The organism is Halogeometricum rufum, assembly GCF_900112175.1.
Lineage (GTDB): Archaea > Halobacteriota > Halobacteria > Halobacteriales > Haloferacaceae > Halogeometricum > Halogeometricum rufum.
The window spans coordinates 511,707-530,699 of record NZ_FOYT01000001.1; the positions used below are offsets into that span (position 1 = coordinate 511,707).

Here is an 18,993-nt window from a genome sequence, read left to right on the forward strand (position 1 = left end):
AACAATGTCAATGCAGACACCCAAAGAGATCGGGGCCATCCAGTTCGGGCTGATGGACCCGGAGACGTACCGTGACATGTCCGCCACGAAGGTCATCACCGCGGACACCTACGACGACGACGGCTACCCCATCGACATGGGGCTGATGGACCCCCGTCTCGGCGTCATCGACCCCGGGCTGGAGTGTCGGACCTGCGGGTCTCACTCCGGGTCGTGTAACGGCCACTTCGGCCACATCGAACTGGCCGCGCCCGTCATCCACGTCGGCTTCACGAAGCTCATCCGCCGACTCCTCCGCTCGACGTGCCGCGACTGCGGCCGTCTCTCCCTCACGGACGAGGAGGCCGAGGAGTTCCGCGACAGCCTCCAGCGAACCGAGGAACTCGGCGAGGACTGGACGGACGTGCTGAAGTCCGCCGTCCGGCAGGCCCGGAAGGCCAAGCGCTGCCCGCACTGCGGCGCGCCCCAGCACGACATCAAACACGAGAAGCCGACCACGTACTACGAGGTGCAGGACGTGCTCGCGGGCGACTTCTCCGAGCGCATCGCCTCGGCGATGCAGCCCGACGAGGACGACGAGGACGACACGGGGATGGCCCCCTCGCAACTCGCCGACGAGACGGGCATCGCCCTCCAGCGCGTCAACGAGATTCTCTCCGGCGAGTTCCGACCGGTCGGCGACGACCGGAAGAAGCTGGAGAAGGCGCTGGACGTGGACCTCACGGAGGAGGACATGAACAAGCTGATGCCCTCGGACATCCGCGACTGGTTCGAGGACATCCCGGACGACGACATCGTCACGCTCGGCATCGACCCCTCGCGGGCGCGCCCCGAGTGGATGATTCTGACCGTCCTCCCCGTCCCGCCGGTGACCGCTCGGCCGTCCATCACGCTGGACAACGGCCAGCGTTCCGAGGACGACCTGACGCACAAACTCGTCGACATCATCCGAATCAACCAGCGGTTCATGGAGAACCGCGAGGCGGGCGCTCCGCAACTCATCATCGAGGACCTGTGGGAACTGCTGCAGTACCACGTGACGACGTTCATCGACAACGAGATTTCGGGCACGCCGCCCGCACGCCACCGATCCGGGCGTCCGCTGAAGACGCTCAGCCAGCGCCTGAAGGGCAAGGAGGGTCGCTTCCGCGGGTCGCTGTCCGGGAAGCGCGTGAACTTCTCCGCGCGGACCGTCATCTCGCCGGACCCGACGCTCTCGCTGAACGAAGTCGGCGTCCCCGAACGCGTCGCCCGCGAGATGACGCAGACGATGAACGTGACCGAACGGAACCTCGAACAGGCCCAGCAGTACGTCCGCAACGGGCCCGAGGGCCACCCCGGCGCGAACTACGTCAAGCGACCCGACGGCCGCCGACTGAAGGTGACCGAGAAGAACTGCGAGGAACTCGCGGAGAAGGTGCAGGCCGGCTGGGAGGTCAACCGACACCTCATCGACGGCGACATCGTCATCTTCAACCGCCAGCCGTCGCTGCACCGGATGTCCATCATGGCCCACGAGGTGGTCGTGATGCCGTACAAGACGTTCCGACTGAACACCGTCGTCTGTCCCCCGTACAACGCCGACTTCGACGGGGACGAGATGAACATGCACGCCCTCCAGACGGAGGAGGCTCGCGCCGAGGCGCGCGTCCTCATGCGCGTCCAGGAGCAGATTCTCAGCCCGCGCTTCGGAGAGAACATCATCGGCGCGATTCAGGACCACATCTCCGGGACGTACCTGCTGACGAACGGCAACCCCCACTTCACGGAGACGCAGGCGCTGGACCTGCTCCGCGCGACGAGCATCGACACGCTCCCCGAACCCGCGGGCGAACGCGAGGACGGCCGGCCGTACTGGACGGGGCAGCAACTGTTCAGCGAACTGCTGCCGGACGACCTGAACCTCGAGTTCACCTCCTCGACGGGCGACGCCGTCGTCATCGAGGACGGTCAGCTGATCGAGGGGACCATCGACGAGGACGCCGTCGGCGCGTTCGGCGGCGAAGTCGTGGACACGCTGGCGAAGATGTACTCGAAGACCCGCGCCCGCGTGTTCATCAACGAAGTCGCCTCGCTGGCGATGCGCGCCATCATGCACTTCGGGTTCTCCATCGGTATCGACGACGAGTCGATTCCGGCGGAGGCCGGCGAGCAGGTGGACGAGGCCATCGGAAGCGCCTACGAACGCGTCGAGGAACTCATCGACATCTACGAGGCGGGCGAACTGGAGTCGCTGCCGGGCCGCACCGTCGACGAGACGCTGGAGATGAAGATCATGCAGCAACTCGGCAAGGCGCGTGACTCCGCCGGCGAAATCGCCGACGACCACTTCACCGACGACAACCCGGCCGTCGTCATGGCCCGCTCCGGTGCGCGTGGGTCGATGCTGAACCTCACGCAGATGGCCGGCTGCGTCGGCCAGCAGGCAGTTCGCGGCGAGCGAATCAACCGCGGGTACGAGGGGCGCACGCTCAGCCACTACCAGAAGGGTGACCTCTCGGCCGACGCGCACGGCTTCGTGGAGAACAGTTACCGCGGCGGCCTGACGCCGCGGGAGTTCTTCTTCCACGCGATGGGTGGCCGCGAGGGCCTCGTGGACACGGCAGTCCGGACGTCGAAGTCCGGCTACCTGCAGCGTCGTCTCATCAACGCGCTCTCCGAACTGGAGGCGCAGTACGACGGCACCGTCCGCGACACCTCGGGCACCATCGTCCAGTTCGAGTTCGGCGAGGACGGCACCTCGCCCGTGAAAGTCTCCTCCAGCGACACGGACGGCATCGACGTGGAGAACATCGCCGACCGCGTCGTGGACGCCGAGTTCAACTCCGCCGAGGAGAAAGAGCGCTTCCTCGGACGCCGCGAACCGCCGACGAACCTCTCCGAGTACGCCGGCCCCGGCCTCGACAAGGCGCAGGGCACGGAGGTCCAATCAGATGACTGAGTACGAACACGTGACGGACGACATCGAAGCGCTCGTCGAGGACCGCGACATCCCTCGACGACTGAAGATAGAGATCTACGAGACCATCGAGGCGCGTGAGGGCGTCCCGGCCGCACAGGCCGACGAGATAGCGCAGGCCGTCGAGGCGCGCTACCTCGACACCCGCGTGGACCCGCTGGACCCCGTCGGCACCGTCTCCGCGCAGTCCATCGGGGAGCCGGGGACGCAGATGACGATGAACACGTTCCACTACGCGGGCGTCGCCGAGATCGACGTGACGCAGGGGCTCCCCCGCCTCATCGAACTGGTGGACGCGCGGAAGACGCCGGACACGCCGATGATGACGGTGTTCCTCGAGGGCGAGTACGCCACCGAACGCGAACGCGCCCACGAGGTCGTCTGGTCGATGGAGGCGACGAAGATTCTCGCACTCGGCGACGTATCGACGAACGTCGCCGACATGGTCGTCCGCATCGACCTGAACGAGGACACCCTGATGGAGCGGTGGCCCACGGTGAACGACGTGGACACCGTCGCACAGGAGATCGCAGAGACCATCGAGGACGCTCTCGGCGTGACGACGCAGCGCTCGGGCACCGTCGTCGAGTTCGGTCCCGAGTCGCCGAGTTACCGGCGTCTCCTCCAGTTGGTCGAGGAACTCCGCGACATCGTCTTCAAGGGCATCGAGGACATCACGCGCGTCGTCATCCGGAAGGAGGAGAACGAGGACACCGACGAGGAGGAATTCGTCCTCTACACCGAGGGGTCGGCGTTCGGCGACGTGCTCTCCATCGAGGGCGTGGACGCCTCGCGCACGACGAGTAACAACATCCACGAGATTCACCGCAACCTCGGCATCGAGGCGGCGCGGGAGGCCATCATCGACGAGACGATGAACACGCTCCGCGAACAGGGTCTCGACGACGTGAACGTCCGGCACCTGATGCTCGTCGCCGACATCATGACGAACCGCGGCGAGATAGAGTCCATCGGCCGCCACGGCATCTCGGGGTCGAAGGACTCCGTCCTCGCCCGTGCGGCGTTCGAGGTGACGGTCAACCACCTGCTCGACGCCGCCATCCACGGCGAGGAGGACGACCTGGACGGCGTCATCGAGAACGTCATCGTCGGCAAGCCCATCTCCATCGGGACCGGCGACGTGGACCTCCGGATGGGGTCCATCGAGGCGTCGAGCGACGCCGACGTCGACGTCGAGACGGACGCGGCCGCACCCGAACCCTCCGACGACTGACGCATGACTGTCACGCTGTCGGACACGGCACGGCGCTACATCGCCCTCTTCGAGGACGAGACCGAGGCGGTCGCTCGCGACTGCCTCGTGTTCGACGACCGCGTGGTCATCCTCGTCGCCGCCGGGCAGATGGGACAGGCCATCGGTCCGCGCGGACAGCACGTCCACGCCGTCGAGGAGAAACTCGGTCGGTCGGTCGAACTCGTCGAGAACGCCGACACCGCGGAGGCGTTCGTCGAGAGCATGCTCGCACCCGCCGCCGTCCGCCACGTGACCATCTCCGAACAGGACGACCGCGTGGCCTACGTCGAAGTCGCGAGCGAAGACCGCGGCGTGGCCATCGGCAAGGAGGGCCGGAACATCGAGACGGCCCGGACGCTCGCCGAACGACACTACGGCGTGGACGACATCCAGTTGACGTAGCCGTCGCCGCCGGCGACGCCGTCGCCGGGCACACGCTTTTGTGGTCCGCCGTCTCCCTTCTGAGACATGTCGCAGTCGGTCGCGTTCGTGCGCCTCGCGGGCCGGTTCCAACAGACGACGCCGTCGGCCCCCGAGGAGATAGTCGATACCTACGAGCAACTCGCCGGCACCGCCGTCGGGTTCGTCCTCGGCGCGGCGGTGGTGTACACGGTCGGCCGCCTGTTGATAGTTCCCGGCGTGGTCCGCGTCGTCGGGTCGCGGAACCGCAACAACCCCACGGTCGTCTCGGCGGTGGAGACGTACGCGCACCTCTCGGTGGTCTTGCTCGCGGCGGTCGTGGGCGTCATCAGCGCGGGATACGGCAGCGTCTTTACGAATACCGCACTCGTCATCGCCGCGCTGACGGTGGTGTTCGGCGTCGCCGGGCAGGAGGTCATCGGCTCTCTGATAAGCGGGATGTTCCTCGTCTCCGACCCCGACTTCAACGTCGGCGACTGGATATCGTGGCCCGGCGGCGAGGGCGTCGTCGAGGCGGTGGACTTCCGCGTCACCCGCGTCCGGACGCTCAACAACGAGACCATCACCGTCCCGAACACGGAACTGACGACGAACACGCTGAACCGGCCGTACGGGCGCGACCAGTACCGCAACGTCGAACGACTGTTCGTCGCCTACGACGACGACGTCGAACTGGCTCTGAAGGAACTCGTCGACGTCGCCCGGACCGACGACCGAATCCTGGCGGACCCCCCGCCGAACTCCCGCATCGTGGAACTCGGCGGGACGGCCATCACCCTCCGGGCGGAGTTCTGGGTCGCGGACCCGATGGACCTCGACCTGGTGGACATCCGCTCGTCGTTCAGGCGGCGGGTGAAAGCCCGGTTCGACGAGGTGGGACTGACGCTCGGACCGCCCTCGACGCACGAGATGAGCGGTGAACTCGACGTCGGCCTGCCGGACGGCCGGCGGGTCGAACGCCGGCCCGACGGGGCGGGGACGGACGCCGACGCGCCTGCGGGCGGTCCGTTCGTCCCCGACGCGACGGACGAGGACGGCCGCTGACTCCCCGGAGCGACCGATTCTCTGCGGCGTTCAGTCGCTCTTCGTCTCGGAGCGGCCGTAACTCCAGCACCGAAACCGCCTCAGAACCGTCCTTAGGGGGTGCTAATCGAACCTGCGGCCGTCTCGCCGAGATTCGAAAAGGGAGGCTTAAGTAGCTCCGTCGGGAAGTCCGTGTTACTATGGCGAACGGCAAATACGCCGCGCGCAAACTCAAACAGGACCGGCAGAAGCGACGCTGGTCCGACTCCGAGTACGCGCGCCGCGAACGCGGTCTTCGCAAGAAGTCCGACCCGCTCGAAGGCGCACCGCAGGCACGCGGTATCGTCCTCGAGAAGGTCGGTATCGAGGCAAAGCAGCCGAACTCGGCCATCCGAAAGTGCGTCCGTGTTCAGCTCATCAAGAACGGGAAGCAGGTCACTGCGTTCTGTCCCGGCGACGGCGCCATCTCGTTCATCGACGAACACGACGAAGTCACCATCGCCGGCATCGGCGGGGCGAAGGGTCGTGCGATGGGCGACCTCTCGGGTGTCAACTACAAGGTCGAGAAGGTCAACGGCGTGTCGATGATCGAACTGGTCCGCGGAAACGCTGAGAAGCCGGTGCGATAATGTCGGAGAGCGACCAACCCGAGCCGGAGTCGCCGGCCGACTCCGAGGAGGCCTCGGCGAACGCACAGCTGTTCGGCGTCTGGGAAATCGTCGAGATAGAGTACGCAGACCCCTCGACGCAGCGGTACATCAACGTGACGCCCATCGCGCACACGATGGGCCGCCACGCGTCGAAGCAGTTCAAGAAGTCCGAGATCAGCATCGTCGAGCGACTCGTCAACCGCCTCATGCAGTCCGAGGACAACACGGGTCACAAGCAGAAGACGATGAAGATCGTGAAGGAGGCGTTCGAACTCGTCCACGAGCGGACGGACGAGAACCCGATTCAGGTGCTCGTCACCGCCGTCGAGAACGCCGCGCCCCGCGAGGAGACCGTCCGCCTCAAGTACGGGGGCATCTCCGTCCCGCAGGCCGTCGACGTCGCGCCTCAGCGTCGCGTCGACCAGGCGCTGAAGTTCATCGCCGACGGCACCGCGAGCGGTTCCTACAAGTCGACGACGAGCGCCGCCGAGTCGCTCGCCCAGCAACTCGTCGGCGCGTCGAACTACGACGTACAGACGTACGCGATCAGCCAGAAAGAAGAGCGCGAACGCGTCGCGGAAGCGGCCCGGTAGTCGCGCAGTCTCTCTCCCTCTCTCCGTTCTCGACCGCGTAGCGGTGCCGCCGTTCGTCCGCGGCGAGCGTTCGTTTCGGCGAGCCGTTCGGTCCCCTCTCCACCGGTCGGTTTCCTCCCCTCGTTCGTTCAGTCGGCCGCCGCCGGCCCGCCGCGTTCGGTCGTCTCGACGGCGTACGCCCGGGTCACGTCGACGAGCGCCTTCCGGTAGTCGCTCTCGGTGGGGTCCGCCGCCAGCGACCGGAAGCGCTCTTTGAACGCGGGGAGTTCGACGCTCGGCGCGTCGTCGGCGGCGGCGTGGGCCAGGTCGTAGATGCGGTGGTCCGGGTCGACCAGGTCGTGCCGTTCGACGAGTGCGAGGGCGAACGCGGCGTTCACGGCGGTTATCTCCGGGTCGGCGTTCGCGGTGACGAGGCGGGAGTCCGGCCACGGCGAGGGCCCCGGGTTGGCGGCGACGGCCCGCGCCAACTCCGATTCGAGGAAGTGGACGAGTTTCTCCGTCGGCCCCAGCGAGAGGGTGATGTCGTCGGCGTAGATGTCCTTCATGTGGTTCGCTATCTGGTAGCAGTGCGCCAGCTTCCGCCGTTCGACCGACCGCCCCGAGAGCGCGAGGTAGAGCGCTTCCTCCGTCGACTGCACGTGCGAGGCGTGGCGCTCCTCGTTGCGGACCATGTGCGAGAGTTCGTGCAGGACGAGTTCGCGACCCATCGCGCTCGTGGCGGCCTGTCGGGAGATGTTCAGTTCGTGTCTGTCGTCGTAGTGTGCGGCCCAGGTCCGTTCGTCGGGGTCGTCGCGCACGCTGACGTGGACGGGTCGGTCGAGGTCGTACTCCGTCTCGAACAGGTCGGCGGCGCTGAGAAACGGGTCCGTCGGCGCGGACCCGAGCACTCGGAGATCCATGCGTACCGTTACCATAGTCCGCGCAACAAAGACTCTTGTGCCGAGTGACGGGTCTGCCGGCTTCGCCAGCCGTGCGGTCCCGTCCGAGCGCGATTGTGTCAAAAAGGGACATACCACGCCGAGAACGGCGCGTACGCGGCCGTTTCGCCACCGGCAAAACACTACCCTTTTGACCCTCCTGCCGGTACGGGTCTGTATAATGGGCCGACGCAAGAAAATCGTCCAGGAATGTGAGAAGTTGATGGACAAGCCGGAGCAGATCCGGAACATCGCCATCGCTGCTCACGTCGATCACGGAAAGACGACACTCACCGACAACCTCCTCGCCGGTGCGGGGATGATCGCCGACGAGGGTGAGGCGACGCGCCTCATGATGGACACCGAGGAAGACGAGCAGGAACGCGGTATCACCATCGACGCGGCGAACGTCTCGATGACGCACGAGTACAACGACCGGAATCACCTCATCAACCTCATCGACACGCCGGGCCACGTCGACTTCGGTGGCGACGTGACGCGTGCGATGCGCGCCGTCGACGGTGCACTCGTCGTCGTCGACGCCGTCGAGGGCGCGATGCCGCAGACCGAGACGGTCGTCCGGCAGGCGCTCCGCGAGGGCGTCAAGCCCGCGCTGTTCATCAACAAGGTCGACCGCCTCATCTCGGAACTGCAGGAGGGTCCCGAGGAGATGCAGCAGCGCCTCACCGACGTCATCGGCGACGTCAACGAACTCATCCGCGGGATGACGCAGGACATGGACGACGTGGACGACTGGACCGTCTCCGTCGAGGACGGCACCGTCGCCTTCGGGTCCGCCCTCTACAAGTGGGGCGTCTCGCTCCCGTCGATGCAGGAGACGGGCATGTCGTTCGGCGACATCATCGAACTCGAACAGGACGGCAAGCGGCAGGAACTCCACGAGCGGACGCCCCTGTCGGACGTCGTCCTCGACATGGTCGCCGAGCACTTCCCCGACCCGCTCGATGCGCAGCCCCGTCGTATCCCCCGCGTCTGGCGCGGTGACGACCAGACCGAACTCGCAAAGCAGATGCGCGAAGTGGACGACGACGGCGAAGTCGTCTTCATGGCGACCGACATCGGGATGGACCCGCACGCGGGCGAAATCGCGACCGGTCGCGTCTTCTCGGGCACCATCAAGAAGGGACAGGAGCTGTACGTCTCCGGGACCGCGGGCAAGAACCGCGTCCAGTCCGTCGGTATCTTCATGGGCGGCGAACGCGAGGAACTCGACCGCGGCGTCCCCGCGGGGAACATCGCGGCCGTCACGGGCCTCCGCGACGCCATCGCCGGTTCCACCGTCTCCTCCGTCGAGATGACGCCGTTCGAGTCCATCGAGCACATCTCCGAGCCCGTCATCACGAAGTCCGTCGAGGCGAAGAACATGGACGACCTGCCGAAGCTCATCCAGACGCTCCAGCAGGTCGCCAAGGAGGACCCCACCATCCGCGTCGAGATTAACGAGGACACGGGCGAGCACCTCATCAGCGGGCAGGGCGAACTCCACCTCGAGGTCATCACCCAGCGCATCCAGAAGAACCAGGGCATCCCGGTCGTGACGGGCGAACCCATCGTCGTCTACCGCGAGGCGGCGCAGAACGCCTCCCGCGAGGTCGAGGGCGTCTCGCCGAACCGCCACAACAAGTTCTACATCACGGTCGAACCCCTCTCGCAGGACATCGTCGACCAGATCAAGCTCGGCGAAGTCTCGATGGACATGCCCGAACTGGAGCGCCGCGAGGCGCTGCAGGAGGCCGGCATGGACAAGGACACCTCCCAGAACGTCGAGCACATCCACGGGACGAACATCCTCATCGACGACACGAAGGGTATCCAGCACCTGAACGAGACGATGGAACTCGTCATCGAGGGTCTCGAAGAGGCGCTCGACGACGGTCCGCTGGCCGCCGAACCCGTGCAGGGGTCGCTGCTCCGCCTGCACGACGCGAAACTCCACGAGGACACCATCCACCGCGGTCCCGCACAGGTCATCCCCGCGGTCCGCGAAGCCGTCCACCGCGCGCTCATCGACGCCGACATCAAGATGCTCGAACCCATCCAGAACGTCCGCATCGACGTTCCGTCCGAGCACATGGGCTCTGCGTCCGGCGAGATTCAGGGTCGCCGCGGCCGCGTGGACGACATGTACCAGGAGGGTGACCTCATGGTCATCGAGGGCATCGCGCCCGTCGAAGAGATGATCGGCTTCTCCTCGGACATCCGCTCTGCGACCGAGGGTCGCGCGTCGTGGAACACCGAGAACGCCGGCTTCCGCGTCCTCGCGGACAACCTCCAGCGCGAGATCATCATGGACATCCGCGAGCGGAAGGGCATGAAGCTCGAACTGCCGCAGTCCATCGACCAGTTCTGAGACCGCCCGGTGCCGGCGCTCCGGCACCGATTCGCCGCCGCACGACGTGCGGCGACCGTCGGCCCAGCGCCGTTCAGTTATTCGATTCGATAATTCACCCGAAGGATACATTCTCTCTCACCCGCTCTGTTCGGCCGTATGCTCACGAGGGTTCTCACACTCGCCGAACGGGTCGGATTCGGCTCGCCGCCCGAGGCCGTCGCGCCGCAGTCCGCCTCGACCGTTCGGGTCGCCGCCAGCGGCGTCGTCACGCTGACCGGACTCGTCCTGTTGATTCCGAACTTCACGCCCCTGTTGGGCGGCCCCGGGGACGCGCTCGTCGCGGTGCTGGCGCTCGTGGGGTCGGTCGTCTCCGTCGGACTCGTCGCCGCCGGCGGGCTCCTCTACTGGAGTCGCTTCGGCGACCGCAACGCGGTCAGAATCGCGGTCTGGAACCTGTTGGGCGTCGTCGTCCTCGGAAGCGTGATGGTGGCTCACGCCGCCACGCAGGGGGCGTTCGCGGACGGCGTCGCCGCGTCGACGTTCACCGTCGGGAACCTGCTGGCCATCGGCGCGGCGGCGCACGTCGTCATCGGCGTCTACGACGCCCGCCGAGTCCGCGCCGAGCAACTCGCCCGCCAGCGCCGGCAGACGGCCGTCCTGAACCGCGTCCTCCGGCACAACCTCCGCAACGAGGCGCAGGTGCTCACCGGCCACGCCGACATCGTCGCCGGTGCCGCCGAGGACGACGACGGACTCGCCGCCTCCGCGGCGGCGCTCCAGCGCAGTTCCGAGAAGGTGAGCAACCTCGCCGACGGCGCGAAGGCCATCGTCAGGGCGCAGGAACGCGACGCCGACGACTACGTCCCGACGGACCTCACCGACGTGGTCAGGGCCGCGGCGGCCGACGCGCGGGAGCGACACCCCGAGGCGACGGTCAACGTCAACGTCGCGGAGGAGGCGGCACCGGTCCGCGCCAGCGACGGCCTCCGGACGGCGCTCGACGAACTGGTGGACAACGCCGTCGAGCACGGTTCGGCGGGTAGTCGGACGGGGTCTCGTGACACCGCGGACCACGGCGGCCCGTCGGTCGAACTCGGCGTCTTCGCGACGAGTGACCGCGTCGAACTCCGCGTCGCCGACGACGGTCCGGGCATCCCGGAACACGAACGCGACGTCGTCACCGGCGACGCCGAGATAACGCAGCTCACCCACGGTAGCGGACTCGGTCTCTGGGTGGTCGAGGCCGTCGCCTCGGCGCACGGCGCGGGGCTCTCCTTCGCGGACCGCGAGGGGGGCGGCGCGGTCGTCTCGCTCGACTTCCCGCGAGCGTAGCCGCGCGTCGGAACGCTCGGTCCCGGCTCGGACCCGCGGCGACGGTTGCCGGCGTTTCTCTCTTTCTTTCTTCGACGCGCGCCACCTCGTCGTCACGTGACACCAAACGCCGGACAGATTTGCAACCGACGAAGGCTTATAACGCGCGCACCGAGTGGTCGATAGTATGCTGACGGGGTCACACCGCCCGGCACGCATCGGTACGGAGCCACAGCGCAGTCTCTCCTTGCCGACAACACCGACAGGGCGTGTCGCGGAGGTGCGGCGATGACCGACGCGGAGTCCGTCCCGGAGACGGACGGCGGCGAACAGCCGAAGCCGCACACGGTCCGTCTGGAACTGGCCGACGAACCGGGCCAGCTCCTCGCCGCGCTGCGCCCCATCGCGGAGAACGGCGGCAACCTCCTCTCGATATTCCACGAGCGGGGGAACCTGACGCCGCGCGGCCGCATCCCCGTCGAGGTGGACTTAGAGTGCCCGCCGGACCGCTTCGACACCATCGTCGACGCGCTCCGCTCGGAGGGGGTGAACGTCATCCAGGCCGGCGCGGAACACTACGGCGAGACGCTCACCGTCGTGCTGGTGGGCCACCTCGTCGACACCGACCTCTCGGACACGCTCCGGCGCATCGAGCAGTGCTCGTCGGCGTCGCTCTCGGACGTCTCGCTGAACGCGCCCGAGGGCCGCGACGACGTGTCGAGCGCGAGCCTGCGGCTCGCCACCCACACGGGCCGCACCGAAGCCGCCCTCGACGTGATTCGCGAGGTGGCGGCCGAGAAAGACCTGCACGTCGTCGAACCCCTCACGGAGGCGAGCCTATGAGCGGCAAGCGCCTCGCCGTCCTCGGCGCCGGCGCCGTCGGCGGGTCGGTCGTCGAACTCGCCGCGTCGTACGGCCACACCGTGACCGCGTTCGCCGACTCGTCCTCGGCCGCCGTCGCCGCCGACGGCGTGGACGCGGCGTCCGCGCTCGCGCGGAAGAACGACGAGGGCGTCGTCGGCGGCGCGGACCCCGAGGACGCGCTCTCGGCCGACTACGACGTGCTGGTGGAGGCGACGCCGACGACGCTCGGCGACGCCGAACCCGGCTTCTCGCACGTACGCCACGCGCTCGAACGCGACGCCGACGTGGTGCTGGCGAACAAGGGACCGGTCGCAGAGCGCTACGCGGACGTGATGGCGCTCGAACGCGAGAGCGAGGGCGCGGTGCGCTTCGAGGCCACCGTCGGCGGCGCCATCCCCGTCCTCTCGACCATCGAGGACCTCTCGCCGTCGCACGTCTCCGCCGCGCGCGGCGTCCTCAACGGGACGGCCAACTTCGTCCTCTCGCGGATGGCCACCGAGGGGCTGGACTACGAACACGTCCTCGCGGAGGCGCAGGACCTCGGCGTCGCCGAGGCCGACCCCTCCTTCGACGTGGAAGGGACCGACGCGGCGCTGAAGTGCGTCATCCTCTCGAACGTCCTCGCCGAGGGCGAACGGGAGTACACGCTGGCAGACGCCGACGTGGAGGGCATCACGAACGTGCCCGGCAGCGCGCTGGAACTCGCGGCCGACGAGGGACAGACGATTCGACTCATCGGCGAGGCCACGCCCGACAGCGTGCGCGTCAGCCCGCGACTCGTGCCGCAGAACGCCGCGCTCGCCGTCTCGGGGACGCGCAACATCGTCCAGTTGGAGACCGAACACGCGGGCCAGTTGAACATCAGCGGTCGCGGCGCGGGCGGTCCGGAGACGGCGTCGGCGGTGCTGTCGGACGTCGGCCGGCTCGACTGACCGGCAGACCGCCGGCTCGGACGCCCTATCGAGCGAACTGCACGGGTCGTGGCACGCGTTCGCATTCGTGCGATACGCTCCCAAGAAACGCGATACGCGGCCGTCTCGGCGCGTGTACGTATCGAAATGGTTTTAGTGCATTCAGGCCAAAGCAGGCACCACAGAGCGCCTTAGCGCGTGACCTATCCATGAGTGACAAACCGCACCAGAACTTGGCCATCATCGGCCACGTTGACCACGGTAAGAGTACGCTGGTCGGACGACTCCTGTTCGAGACAGGGTCGGTTCCGGAACACGTAATCGAGCAGCACCGAGAAGAAGCAGAAGAGAAGGGCAAGGGCGGCTTCGAGTTCGCCTACGTGATGGACAACCTCGCCGAAGAGCGCGAGCGTGGTGTCACCATCGACATCGCCCACCAAGAGTTCGACACGGACGAGTACTACTTCACCATCGTCGACTGTCCGGGCCACCGTGACTTCGTGAAGAACATGATCACGGGCGCCTCGCAGGCCGACAACGCCGTCCTCGTCGTCGCCGCCGACGACGGTGTCGCGCCGCAGACCCGAGAGCACGTCTTCCTCGCCCGCACGCTGGGGATCAACGAGCTCATCATCGCGGTCAACAAGATGGACGTCGTCGACTACGCCGAGGACACCTACAAGGAAGTCAAAGAGGAGGTCCAGCAGCTCCTCAAGCAGGTTCGCTTCCGCTCGGACGACGCGACCTACATCCCGATCTCCGCCTTCGAGGGCGACAACATCGCGGACCGCTCGGACAACACGTCGTGGTACGACGGTCCGACCCTCCTCGAAGCGCTCAACGACCTGCCGGAGGCCGAGCCGCCGACGGACGCGCCGCTCCGCCTCCCCATCCAGGACGTCTACACCATCTCGGGCATCGGTACCGTCCCCGTCGGACGTATCGAGACGGGTACGCTCAACCCCGGTGACAACGTCTCCTTCCAGCCGTCGGACGTCGGCGGCGAAGTGAAGACGGTCGAGATGCACCACGAGGAAGTCGACCGCGCCGGTCCCGGTGACAACGTCGGGTTCAACGTCCGCGGCGTCGGCAAGGACGACATCCGTCGCGGTGACGTCTGTGGTCCCGCCGACGACCCGCCGACGGTCGCCGAGACGTTCAAGGCGCAGGTCGTCGTCATGCAGCACCCGTCGGTCATCACCGCCGGGTACACGCCGGTCTTCCACGCGCACACCGCGCAGGTCGCGTGTACCATCGAGGAGATCAACCAGAAGCTCGACCCCTCCTCGGGTGAGGTCGCAGAAGAGAACCCGGACTTCATCAAGTCCGGCGACGCGGCAGTCGTCACCGTGCGACCGCAGAAGCCGCTCAGCATCGAACCGTCCGGCGAGATTCCGGAACTCGGTTCCTTCGCGGTCCGCGACATGGGTCAGACCATCGCGGCCGGGAAGGTCCTCGAGGTCAACGAGCGATAGATGCAGCAGGCACGCGTTCGTCTCGCCGGGACCAGCCCGGACGACCTCGACGACATCTGCGACGACGTCCGCGAAATCGCGAACAAGACGGGCGTCAACCTCAGCGGACCGATTCCGCTGCCGACGAAGACCCTCGAAGTTCCCGCCCGCAAGTCCCCCGACGGTGAGGGGACGGCGACGTGGGAGCACTGGGAGATGCGCGTCCACAAGCGTCTCATCGACATCGACGCTGACGAACGCGCCCTGCGCCAGCTGATGCGGATTCAGGTTCCCAGCGACGTCAGCATCGAGATCGTCCTCGAAGACTGACGACGCTCCTCCCGCATCGCCCGCACGTCGAGTCGACGCTCGACGACGAACAGGCGCACGTCTGACCGCTTCGCGCGGTCCACGACGCTAAGGCGCACGCGCCGTTCTTCTCCGCGTCTCAGTCCGTGAGCGTCGCCGCTCGACACGCTCTGTCTCCGTCCCGGCGAGTGACGACGCCGCCACCGTGCGACGCCGTGTCGATCCGGACGCGAAACAGAAGGTACAAATGACCGCACGCCTTCGAAGCGAATGCGGGCTCGTAGATCAGTGGCAGATCGCTTCCTTCGCAAGGAAGAGGCCCGGGGTTCAAATCCCCGCGAGTCCACTCGAATTTTAAACAGTCACGAACTGCGACAGTAGAGACGCCGTTCTCCGCGAAGTCGGTAGACTGCACCCGATTCTCTACTGGAAATAGAGGGGTTCAAAATCGATGGAATCTCTTAACAGCGTCGCCGTCCCCGCCGTCCCGCGGTCTGCGGAGTGAAACCGGGGGCGAGTCGGCGTGATGCACCACGTCGAGTGCAAGCAGTGCGACTTCGAACGCGACGCGCACGACTGGCTCGCCGCGGAGATCGTCGCGGAGGACCACCGCGACCGAGAGGGCCACGTCGTCACCGCGAGTCAGCCGGACGGTTCGCTCCTCGGGAGGTACGCATGAGCGTCGAGACGAACGTCCCGGTCGAGGAGATGGAGCGAGACGAACTCGAAGCCAGGGTTCGGACGCTCGAAACCCGGTTGCAGGACCTCGAAGAACGGGTAGAACGGAACAGCGAGGGCACCGTCTCGAAGACCGCACTGAACCACCTCCTCGACGCGCTGACGAACGCCGAGATAGACGACTACCGAGACGACCCGATGCGTCTCCGCGAGGAAGTCGCCGAAGTCGGGTCGATGGTCTACCGGCACGAGTCCATCGTCGAGGAACAGCAGTCCGCGGTGGACGACCCGATGGGCGAGAACTGGTCGAAGATCGTCGAGGCGGCGAACAACCTCGCTGGGACGGCCGGTCACACGCGCCCGGACAACCACGTCGCCCTGTACGGGTCGGACATCGTACAGGCGACGGGTCACACGGAACGCTACGCGCTGAACCTCATCGAGAAGTTCGGACAGGACGACTCGAAGAAGGGCGTGACGTGGCAGCCGCACGAACCGGCACAGCCGTCGAACAACCACAGTGCGAAGCGGAAGGCTCTGCTCGTCGATCTCGACGTGTGGGGCAACTGAGCGTCCTCGACGCTCGCCCGTCCCGGTGGACACGCGGGTTCGACTCCCGCGACGGGCATGGGGTGAACTCGGAGTTCACCCCGTCCGGCCCGGATAGCCCGGCCGGTTGCGGGGGGTGAACTCGTTCATCACCTCGTTCGGGTGAACGTCGCCCTCGACGGAGGCAAGCAAACGACGCCGCCGTCCCGCGATTCCGTGCTTGCACTCGCTGCACGCACGCAAGCAACTCTCCGCTACTGTGGGGTGCGTCTTTTCGTGCGGTTTTCGTGCGGTAGAGTGGTTGTTTCGGCCGGTTTCGGGAGGTGTGGGTTTTGCTGAATTGGGGTGATGAAGTTGTTCACCAGTCTCGTCATTTCACATATATTGAGAGTGTCTATTAGTGGTGATTTGGGTGTGTCTGATAAGCGATATCATATTGTGTGTGACATAGTACCAATAGCATGGTGTCAGAGTATCTCTTGGGGGTCATAATTGGTGGTGGAATTGGGTTGCTGAGTTCTCTGTTCGTGAGTCACGTGCAGAGAAAAACTATCGAGCTTCAAATTAAAGAAGAAACCAAACGGCTCCATAGTGAATATTTTCTGAGTGCAAAAGTGGATGCTTTAGTCAAACTCACTAAAGAGATAGATTCTATCTATAACTTCTATAACATTCATATCAAATGGGCATTAGAAGGAGAATTAGCTAGTGACGAATACTACTCAGAAGTAATCGGGGCGGGTCTATCGTTCCCAAGTACTATTGAGGAAACACGGTTGTTTCTTGATTCTTCTCTTGAAGAAGCAGTAGATAATTTCGCACAACAAGTAATATTAGCCGATCTATTGCTTCGAGACCTATCGAAACTAGATCTTGATCAGGGCCAGAATAGCAGCAATCGACTAGAGAAATCGCTTCGAGAGTTGCTAGATCTCGATATTCCTCCAGACGCACGAGATATTCTGGATAGGGAGCTCGCCAAAAGAGACCCTGAAGATCCAAAAATGCCCTCTCTGGATGTGCTCGTGGCCGTATCAAATGCTGAATTCCGGATTGCTGAGTTCAATGAGGCATACGATCAGTGTAGAACACTATTGAAACAGGAGGTACAAGGTCCACTAGAAATATTCGACGAAAATTAATTCTCAGACAGCTTCTCTGTTTGATCTACCTCTGCAGGTGTAACTACTGATTCCAATCTCTCAACAGATCCAATTAAACCATCATCCGTCTCGACTCGGTCGTCCCCAAACAGCACCCGGTCGTGATCCTCGACGAGTTCCGTCCGCTTGTCGATCCGACGGACGAGCCAGCCGATCCAGCCGAGGACGACCGGCACGGCGGCGATGAAGACGTTCATCACGACGTCGAGGAGCGTCATGCGCCACCTCCGGCGAGTAGTTCGAGCAACGGACGGAGTAGCCACAGGACGAGCAGCAAGACGACGCCGACCAGGAAGAGCGTCGTTCCCATCTCGCCCTGGTGCGACTCGCCCTCCTCGTCGACGGCGACATCCGCTACCGAACCCTCGGTTCCCCACGCGGTCGGACCGAACACGTCGATGGTGTCCCCGTCGTGACCCGACCAGGCTACGTCTATCACCGTATCGACCGGCCCGCGAGACGCCGCTTCGTCCACGTCGCCCGCGAGATGGTCGCCCACGCCCGCCCAGTCGCCTTCGCCGGCCGCCTCGGTCGCACGCCCGACCGCTTCGTCCGTCGAGCCTGCGAGGTGGTCAGCGACGCCTGCGACGGTCTGATACAGTCCCATCGGTCACGCCTCCGTGGAGAGGACGCCGAGCAGCACGACGACTAGGCCGACGGCCGCCGCGACCACGCCGGCGGAGTAGCCGCCGACCGACAGAGAGTCGGCGTCGAGGCCGTCGAGACGAGCGTTCATCGCCTGCGCGAACGCCTGCATCTGTGCTTGCATCTGCGCCCGGTAGTCGTCGAGGGCGTCGGTCGGGATACTCGGCATCTCCGGCATCGTCGGCGTCTGTTCGTTCGAGGACGACCCGCCGGACGTGGTGGTCGAGCCGTCGCCGTCGGCGTCGATTCCGTCGTCCGTGACGAACCCGTCGCCGTCGGACGCCGAAATGGTGCCGTCGTCGCCTATCTCGACGTTCACGGCGTCGCCGCCGCCCGAGAACGTCCCGTCCGACCCGCCGTCGTCGCCGGTGGTCGGATCGTAGGTGACGGTCGTGTTCTCGTCGTCGTCGTTCCGATCGCTGATGATGACCCCGCCGCCGCCGGTGTTCCCGCCGGTCGAGATACCGCCGGAGTCGCTGTCGTCGTCGTAGTCGAGGCCGTCGTCTCGCTCGCGCGTGACCGAGCCGTAGCCCAGGTCCACGCCCACGTCGTCGTCGTTCGACGAGGACGAGCCGTCGCCTCCGCTGCTGCTACCGCCGGACGAGTAGTCGCCGCCGGTGAGCCGATTCATGTACTCTGAGTAGGATTCTCCCATTCTATCACTCTCCTATCGTCTCGCCAGTCAGAATCCGATACAACACGTCTATCTGCGCCTGCGTATCGCCTGCGCTCCGCGCGTCAGCGAACGCTCGCTTCGTCGTCGAGCCGACGCGGTCCCGTCGGACAGGCTCTTTCGAGAGGGTAGACGAACGGAACTGACGGACCGTCTCGTCTGCCTCCCCGTAGTCTCGACTCCCGAGGACCGACCGGATGTCGGATACGCGGGGTGCGTCACCCGACGGTGACGCGCCTTCCTCGGCGAACAGTTCTAACAGCGCG

At 65.7% G+C, this 18,993-nt stretch carries 19 protein-coding genes and 1 tRNA gene; 16 read left to right on the forward strand and 4 right to left on the reverse strand.

Going from position 1 to position 18,993, the window contains the following annotated elements:
* Positions 1-10: 10 nt before the first annotated feature.
* The 6 genes from BM310_RS02640 (at position 11) to BM310_RS02665 (ending at position 6,900) form a co-directional block, all read left to right on the forward strand.
* Positions 11-2,941 (forward strand): DNA-directed RNA polymerase subunit A', encoded by a 2,931-nt coding sequence (locus tag BM310_RS02640; protein ID WP_089804348.1) that lies wholly within the window; start codon positions 11-13, stop codon positions 2,939-2,941.
* Positions 2,934-4,193 (forward strand): DNA-directed RNA polymerase subunit A'', encoded by a 1,260-nt coding sequence (rpoA2, locus tag BM310_RS02645; RefSeq protein WP_089804350.1) that lies wholly within the window; start codon positions 2,934-2,936, stop codon positions 4,191-4,193. The genes BM310_RS02640 and rpoA2 overlap by 8 nt, the downstream gene beginning before the upstream one ends.
* 3 nt (positions 4,194-4,196) lie before the next feature.
* Positions 4,197-4,616 (forward strand): NusA-like transcription termination signal-binding factor, encoded by a 420-nt coding sequence (locus tag BM310_RS02650; RefSeq protein ID WP_089804352.1) that lies wholly within the window; start codon positions 4,197-4,199, stop codon positions 4,614-4,616.
* A gap of 66 nt (positions 4,617-4,682) precedes the next feature.
* Positions 4,683-5,678 carry a mechanosensitive ion channel family protein gene (locus BM310_RS02655; protein WP_089804354.1) on the forward strand — a complete coding sequence of 332 codons (996 nt, stop codon included), beginning with the start codon at positions 4,683-4,685 and terminating at the stop codon, positions 5,676-5,678.
* A gap of 179 nt (positions 5,679-5,857) precedes the next feature.
* Positions 5,858-6,286 carry a 30S ribosomal protein S12 gene (locus BM310_RS02660; RefSeq protein ID WP_008386999.1) on the forward strand — a complete coding sequence of 143 codons (429 nt, stop codon included), beginning with the start codon at positions 5,858-5,860 and terminating at the stop codon, positions 6,284-6,286.
* Positions 6,286-6,900, forward strand: a complete 615-nt coding sequence (locus BM310_RS02665) for a 30S ribosomal protein S7 (protein WP_089804356.1) — start codon at positions 6,286-6,288, stop codon at positions 6,898-6,900. The genes BM310_RS02660 and BM310_RS02665 overlap by 1 nt, the downstream gene beginning before the upstream one ends.
* Before the next feature lie 128 nt (positions 6,901-7,028).
* On the opposite strand, the gene BM310_RS02670 is transcribed toward BM310_RS02665, so the two are convergent.
* Positions 7,029-7,799: a DUF5781 family protein gene (locus tag BM310_RS02670; RefSeq protein WP_089804358.1), complete on the reverse strand. Its 771-nt coding sequence runs from the start codon at positions 7,797-7,799 to the stop codon at positions 7,029-7,031.
* Between the two features lie 199 nt (positions 7,800-7,998).
* Between BM310_RS02670 and BM310_RS02675 the strand changes: the two genes are divergently transcribed.
* The 10 genes from BM310_RS02675 to BM310_RS20830 all read left to right on the forward strand — a co-directional run bounded on the left by BM310_RS02675 (position 7,999) and on the right by BM310_RS20830 (position 17,388).
* A complete protein-coding gene (locus BM310_RS02675) occupies positions 7,999-10,188 on the forward strand; it encodes an elongation factor EF-2 (RefSeq protein ID WP_089804361.1) in 2,190 nt (729 codons plus the stop codon).
* A gap of 138 nt (positions 10,189-10,326) precedes the next feature.
* Positions 10,327-11,502 (forward strand): sensor histidine kinase, encoded by a 1,176-nt coding sequence (locus BM310_RS02680; RefSeq protein WP_089804363.1) that lies wholly within the window; start codon positions 10,327-10,329, stop codon positions 11,500-11,502.
* Between the two features lie 267 nt (positions 11,503-11,769).
* Entirely contained in the window at positions 11,770-12,324 is a 555-nt protein-coding gene (locus tag BM310_RS02685; RefSeq protein WP_089804365.1) for an amino acid-binding protein, read from the forward strand.
* Positions 12,321-13,277 carry a homoserine dehydrogenase gene (locus BM310_RS02690; protein WP_089804367.1) on the forward strand — a complete coding sequence of 319 codons (957 nt, stop codon included), beginning with the start codon at positions 12,321-12,323 and terminating at the stop codon, positions 13,275-13,277. The genes BM310_RS02685 and BM310_RS02690 overlap by 4 nt, the downstream gene beginning before the upstream one ends.
* A 188-nt stretch (positions 13,278-13,465) precedes the next feature.
* Positions 13,466-14,731 (forward strand): translation elongation factor EF-1 subunit alpha, encoded by a 1,266-nt coding sequence (tuf, locus tag BM310_RS02695; RefSeq protein ID WP_089804370.1) that lies wholly within the window; start codon positions 13,466-13,468, stop codon positions 14,729-14,731.
* Positions 14,732-15,040 carry a 30S ribosomal protein S10 gene (gene rpsJ, locus BM310_RS02700; RefSeq protein ID WP_006053510.1) on the forward strand — a complete coding sequence of 103 codons (309 nt, stop codon included), beginning with the start codon at positions 14,732-14,734 and terminating at the stop codon, positions 15,038-15,040.
* A 253-nt stretch (positions 15,041-15,293) separates the two neighbouring features.
* Positions 15,294-15,365: transfer RNA gene (locus tag BM310_RS02705), tRNA-Ala, on the forward strand.
* 180 nt (positions 15,366-15,545) lie between these two features.
* Complete coding sequence (locus BM310_RS21200; protein ID WP_177232515.1) at positions 15,546-15,698, forward strand: hypothetical protein; 153 nt, start codon at positions 15,546-15,548, stop codon at positions 15,696-15,698.
* Positions 15,695-16,267 (forward strand): hypothetical protein, encoded by a 573-nt coding sequence (locus tag BM310_RS02710; RefSeq protein ID WP_089804372.1) that lies wholly within the window; start codon positions 15,695-15,697, stop codon positions 16,265-16,267. The genes BM310_RS21200 and BM310_RS02710 overlap by 4 nt, the downstream gene beginning before the upstream one ends.
* Positions 16,268-16,707: 440 nt before the next feature.
* Positions 16,708-17,388 (forward strand): hypothetical protein, encoded by a 681-nt coding sequence (locus tag BM310_RS20830; protein ID WP_143105095.1) that lies wholly within the window; start codon positions 16,708-16,710, stop codon positions 17,386-17,388.
* Here the strand turns inward: BM310_RS20830 and BM310_RS02715 are convergent.
* Genes BM310_RS02715 through BM310_RS02725 form a run of 3 tightly spaced genes read right to left on the reverse strand, consistent with a single transcriptional unit; the run spans position 17,385 to position 18,709 of the window.
* On the reverse strand, positions 17,385-17,627 hold the full coding sequence (locus tag BM310_RS02715) for a hypothetical protein (protein ID WP_089804374.1): 243 nt from the start codon (positions 17,625-17,627) through the stop codon (positions 17,385-17,387). The genes BM310_RS20830 and BM310_RS02715 overlap by 4 nt on opposite strands.
* A complete protein-coding gene (locus BM310_RS02720; protein WP_089804376.1) occupies positions 17,624-18,016 on the reverse strand; it encodes a hypothetical protein in 393 nt (130 codons plus the stop codon). Before BM310_RS02720 ends, BM310_RS02715 begins: the two co-directional genes overlap by 4 nt.
* A 3-nt stretch (positions 18,017-18,019) precedes the next feature.
* Positions 18,020-18,709: a hypothetical protein gene (locus tag BM310_RS02725; protein ID WP_089804378.1), complete on the reverse strand. Its 690-nt coding sequence runs from the start codon at positions 18,707-18,709 to the stop codon at positions 18,020-18,022.
* Between the last annotated feature and the right edge of the window lie 284 nt (positions 18,710-18,993).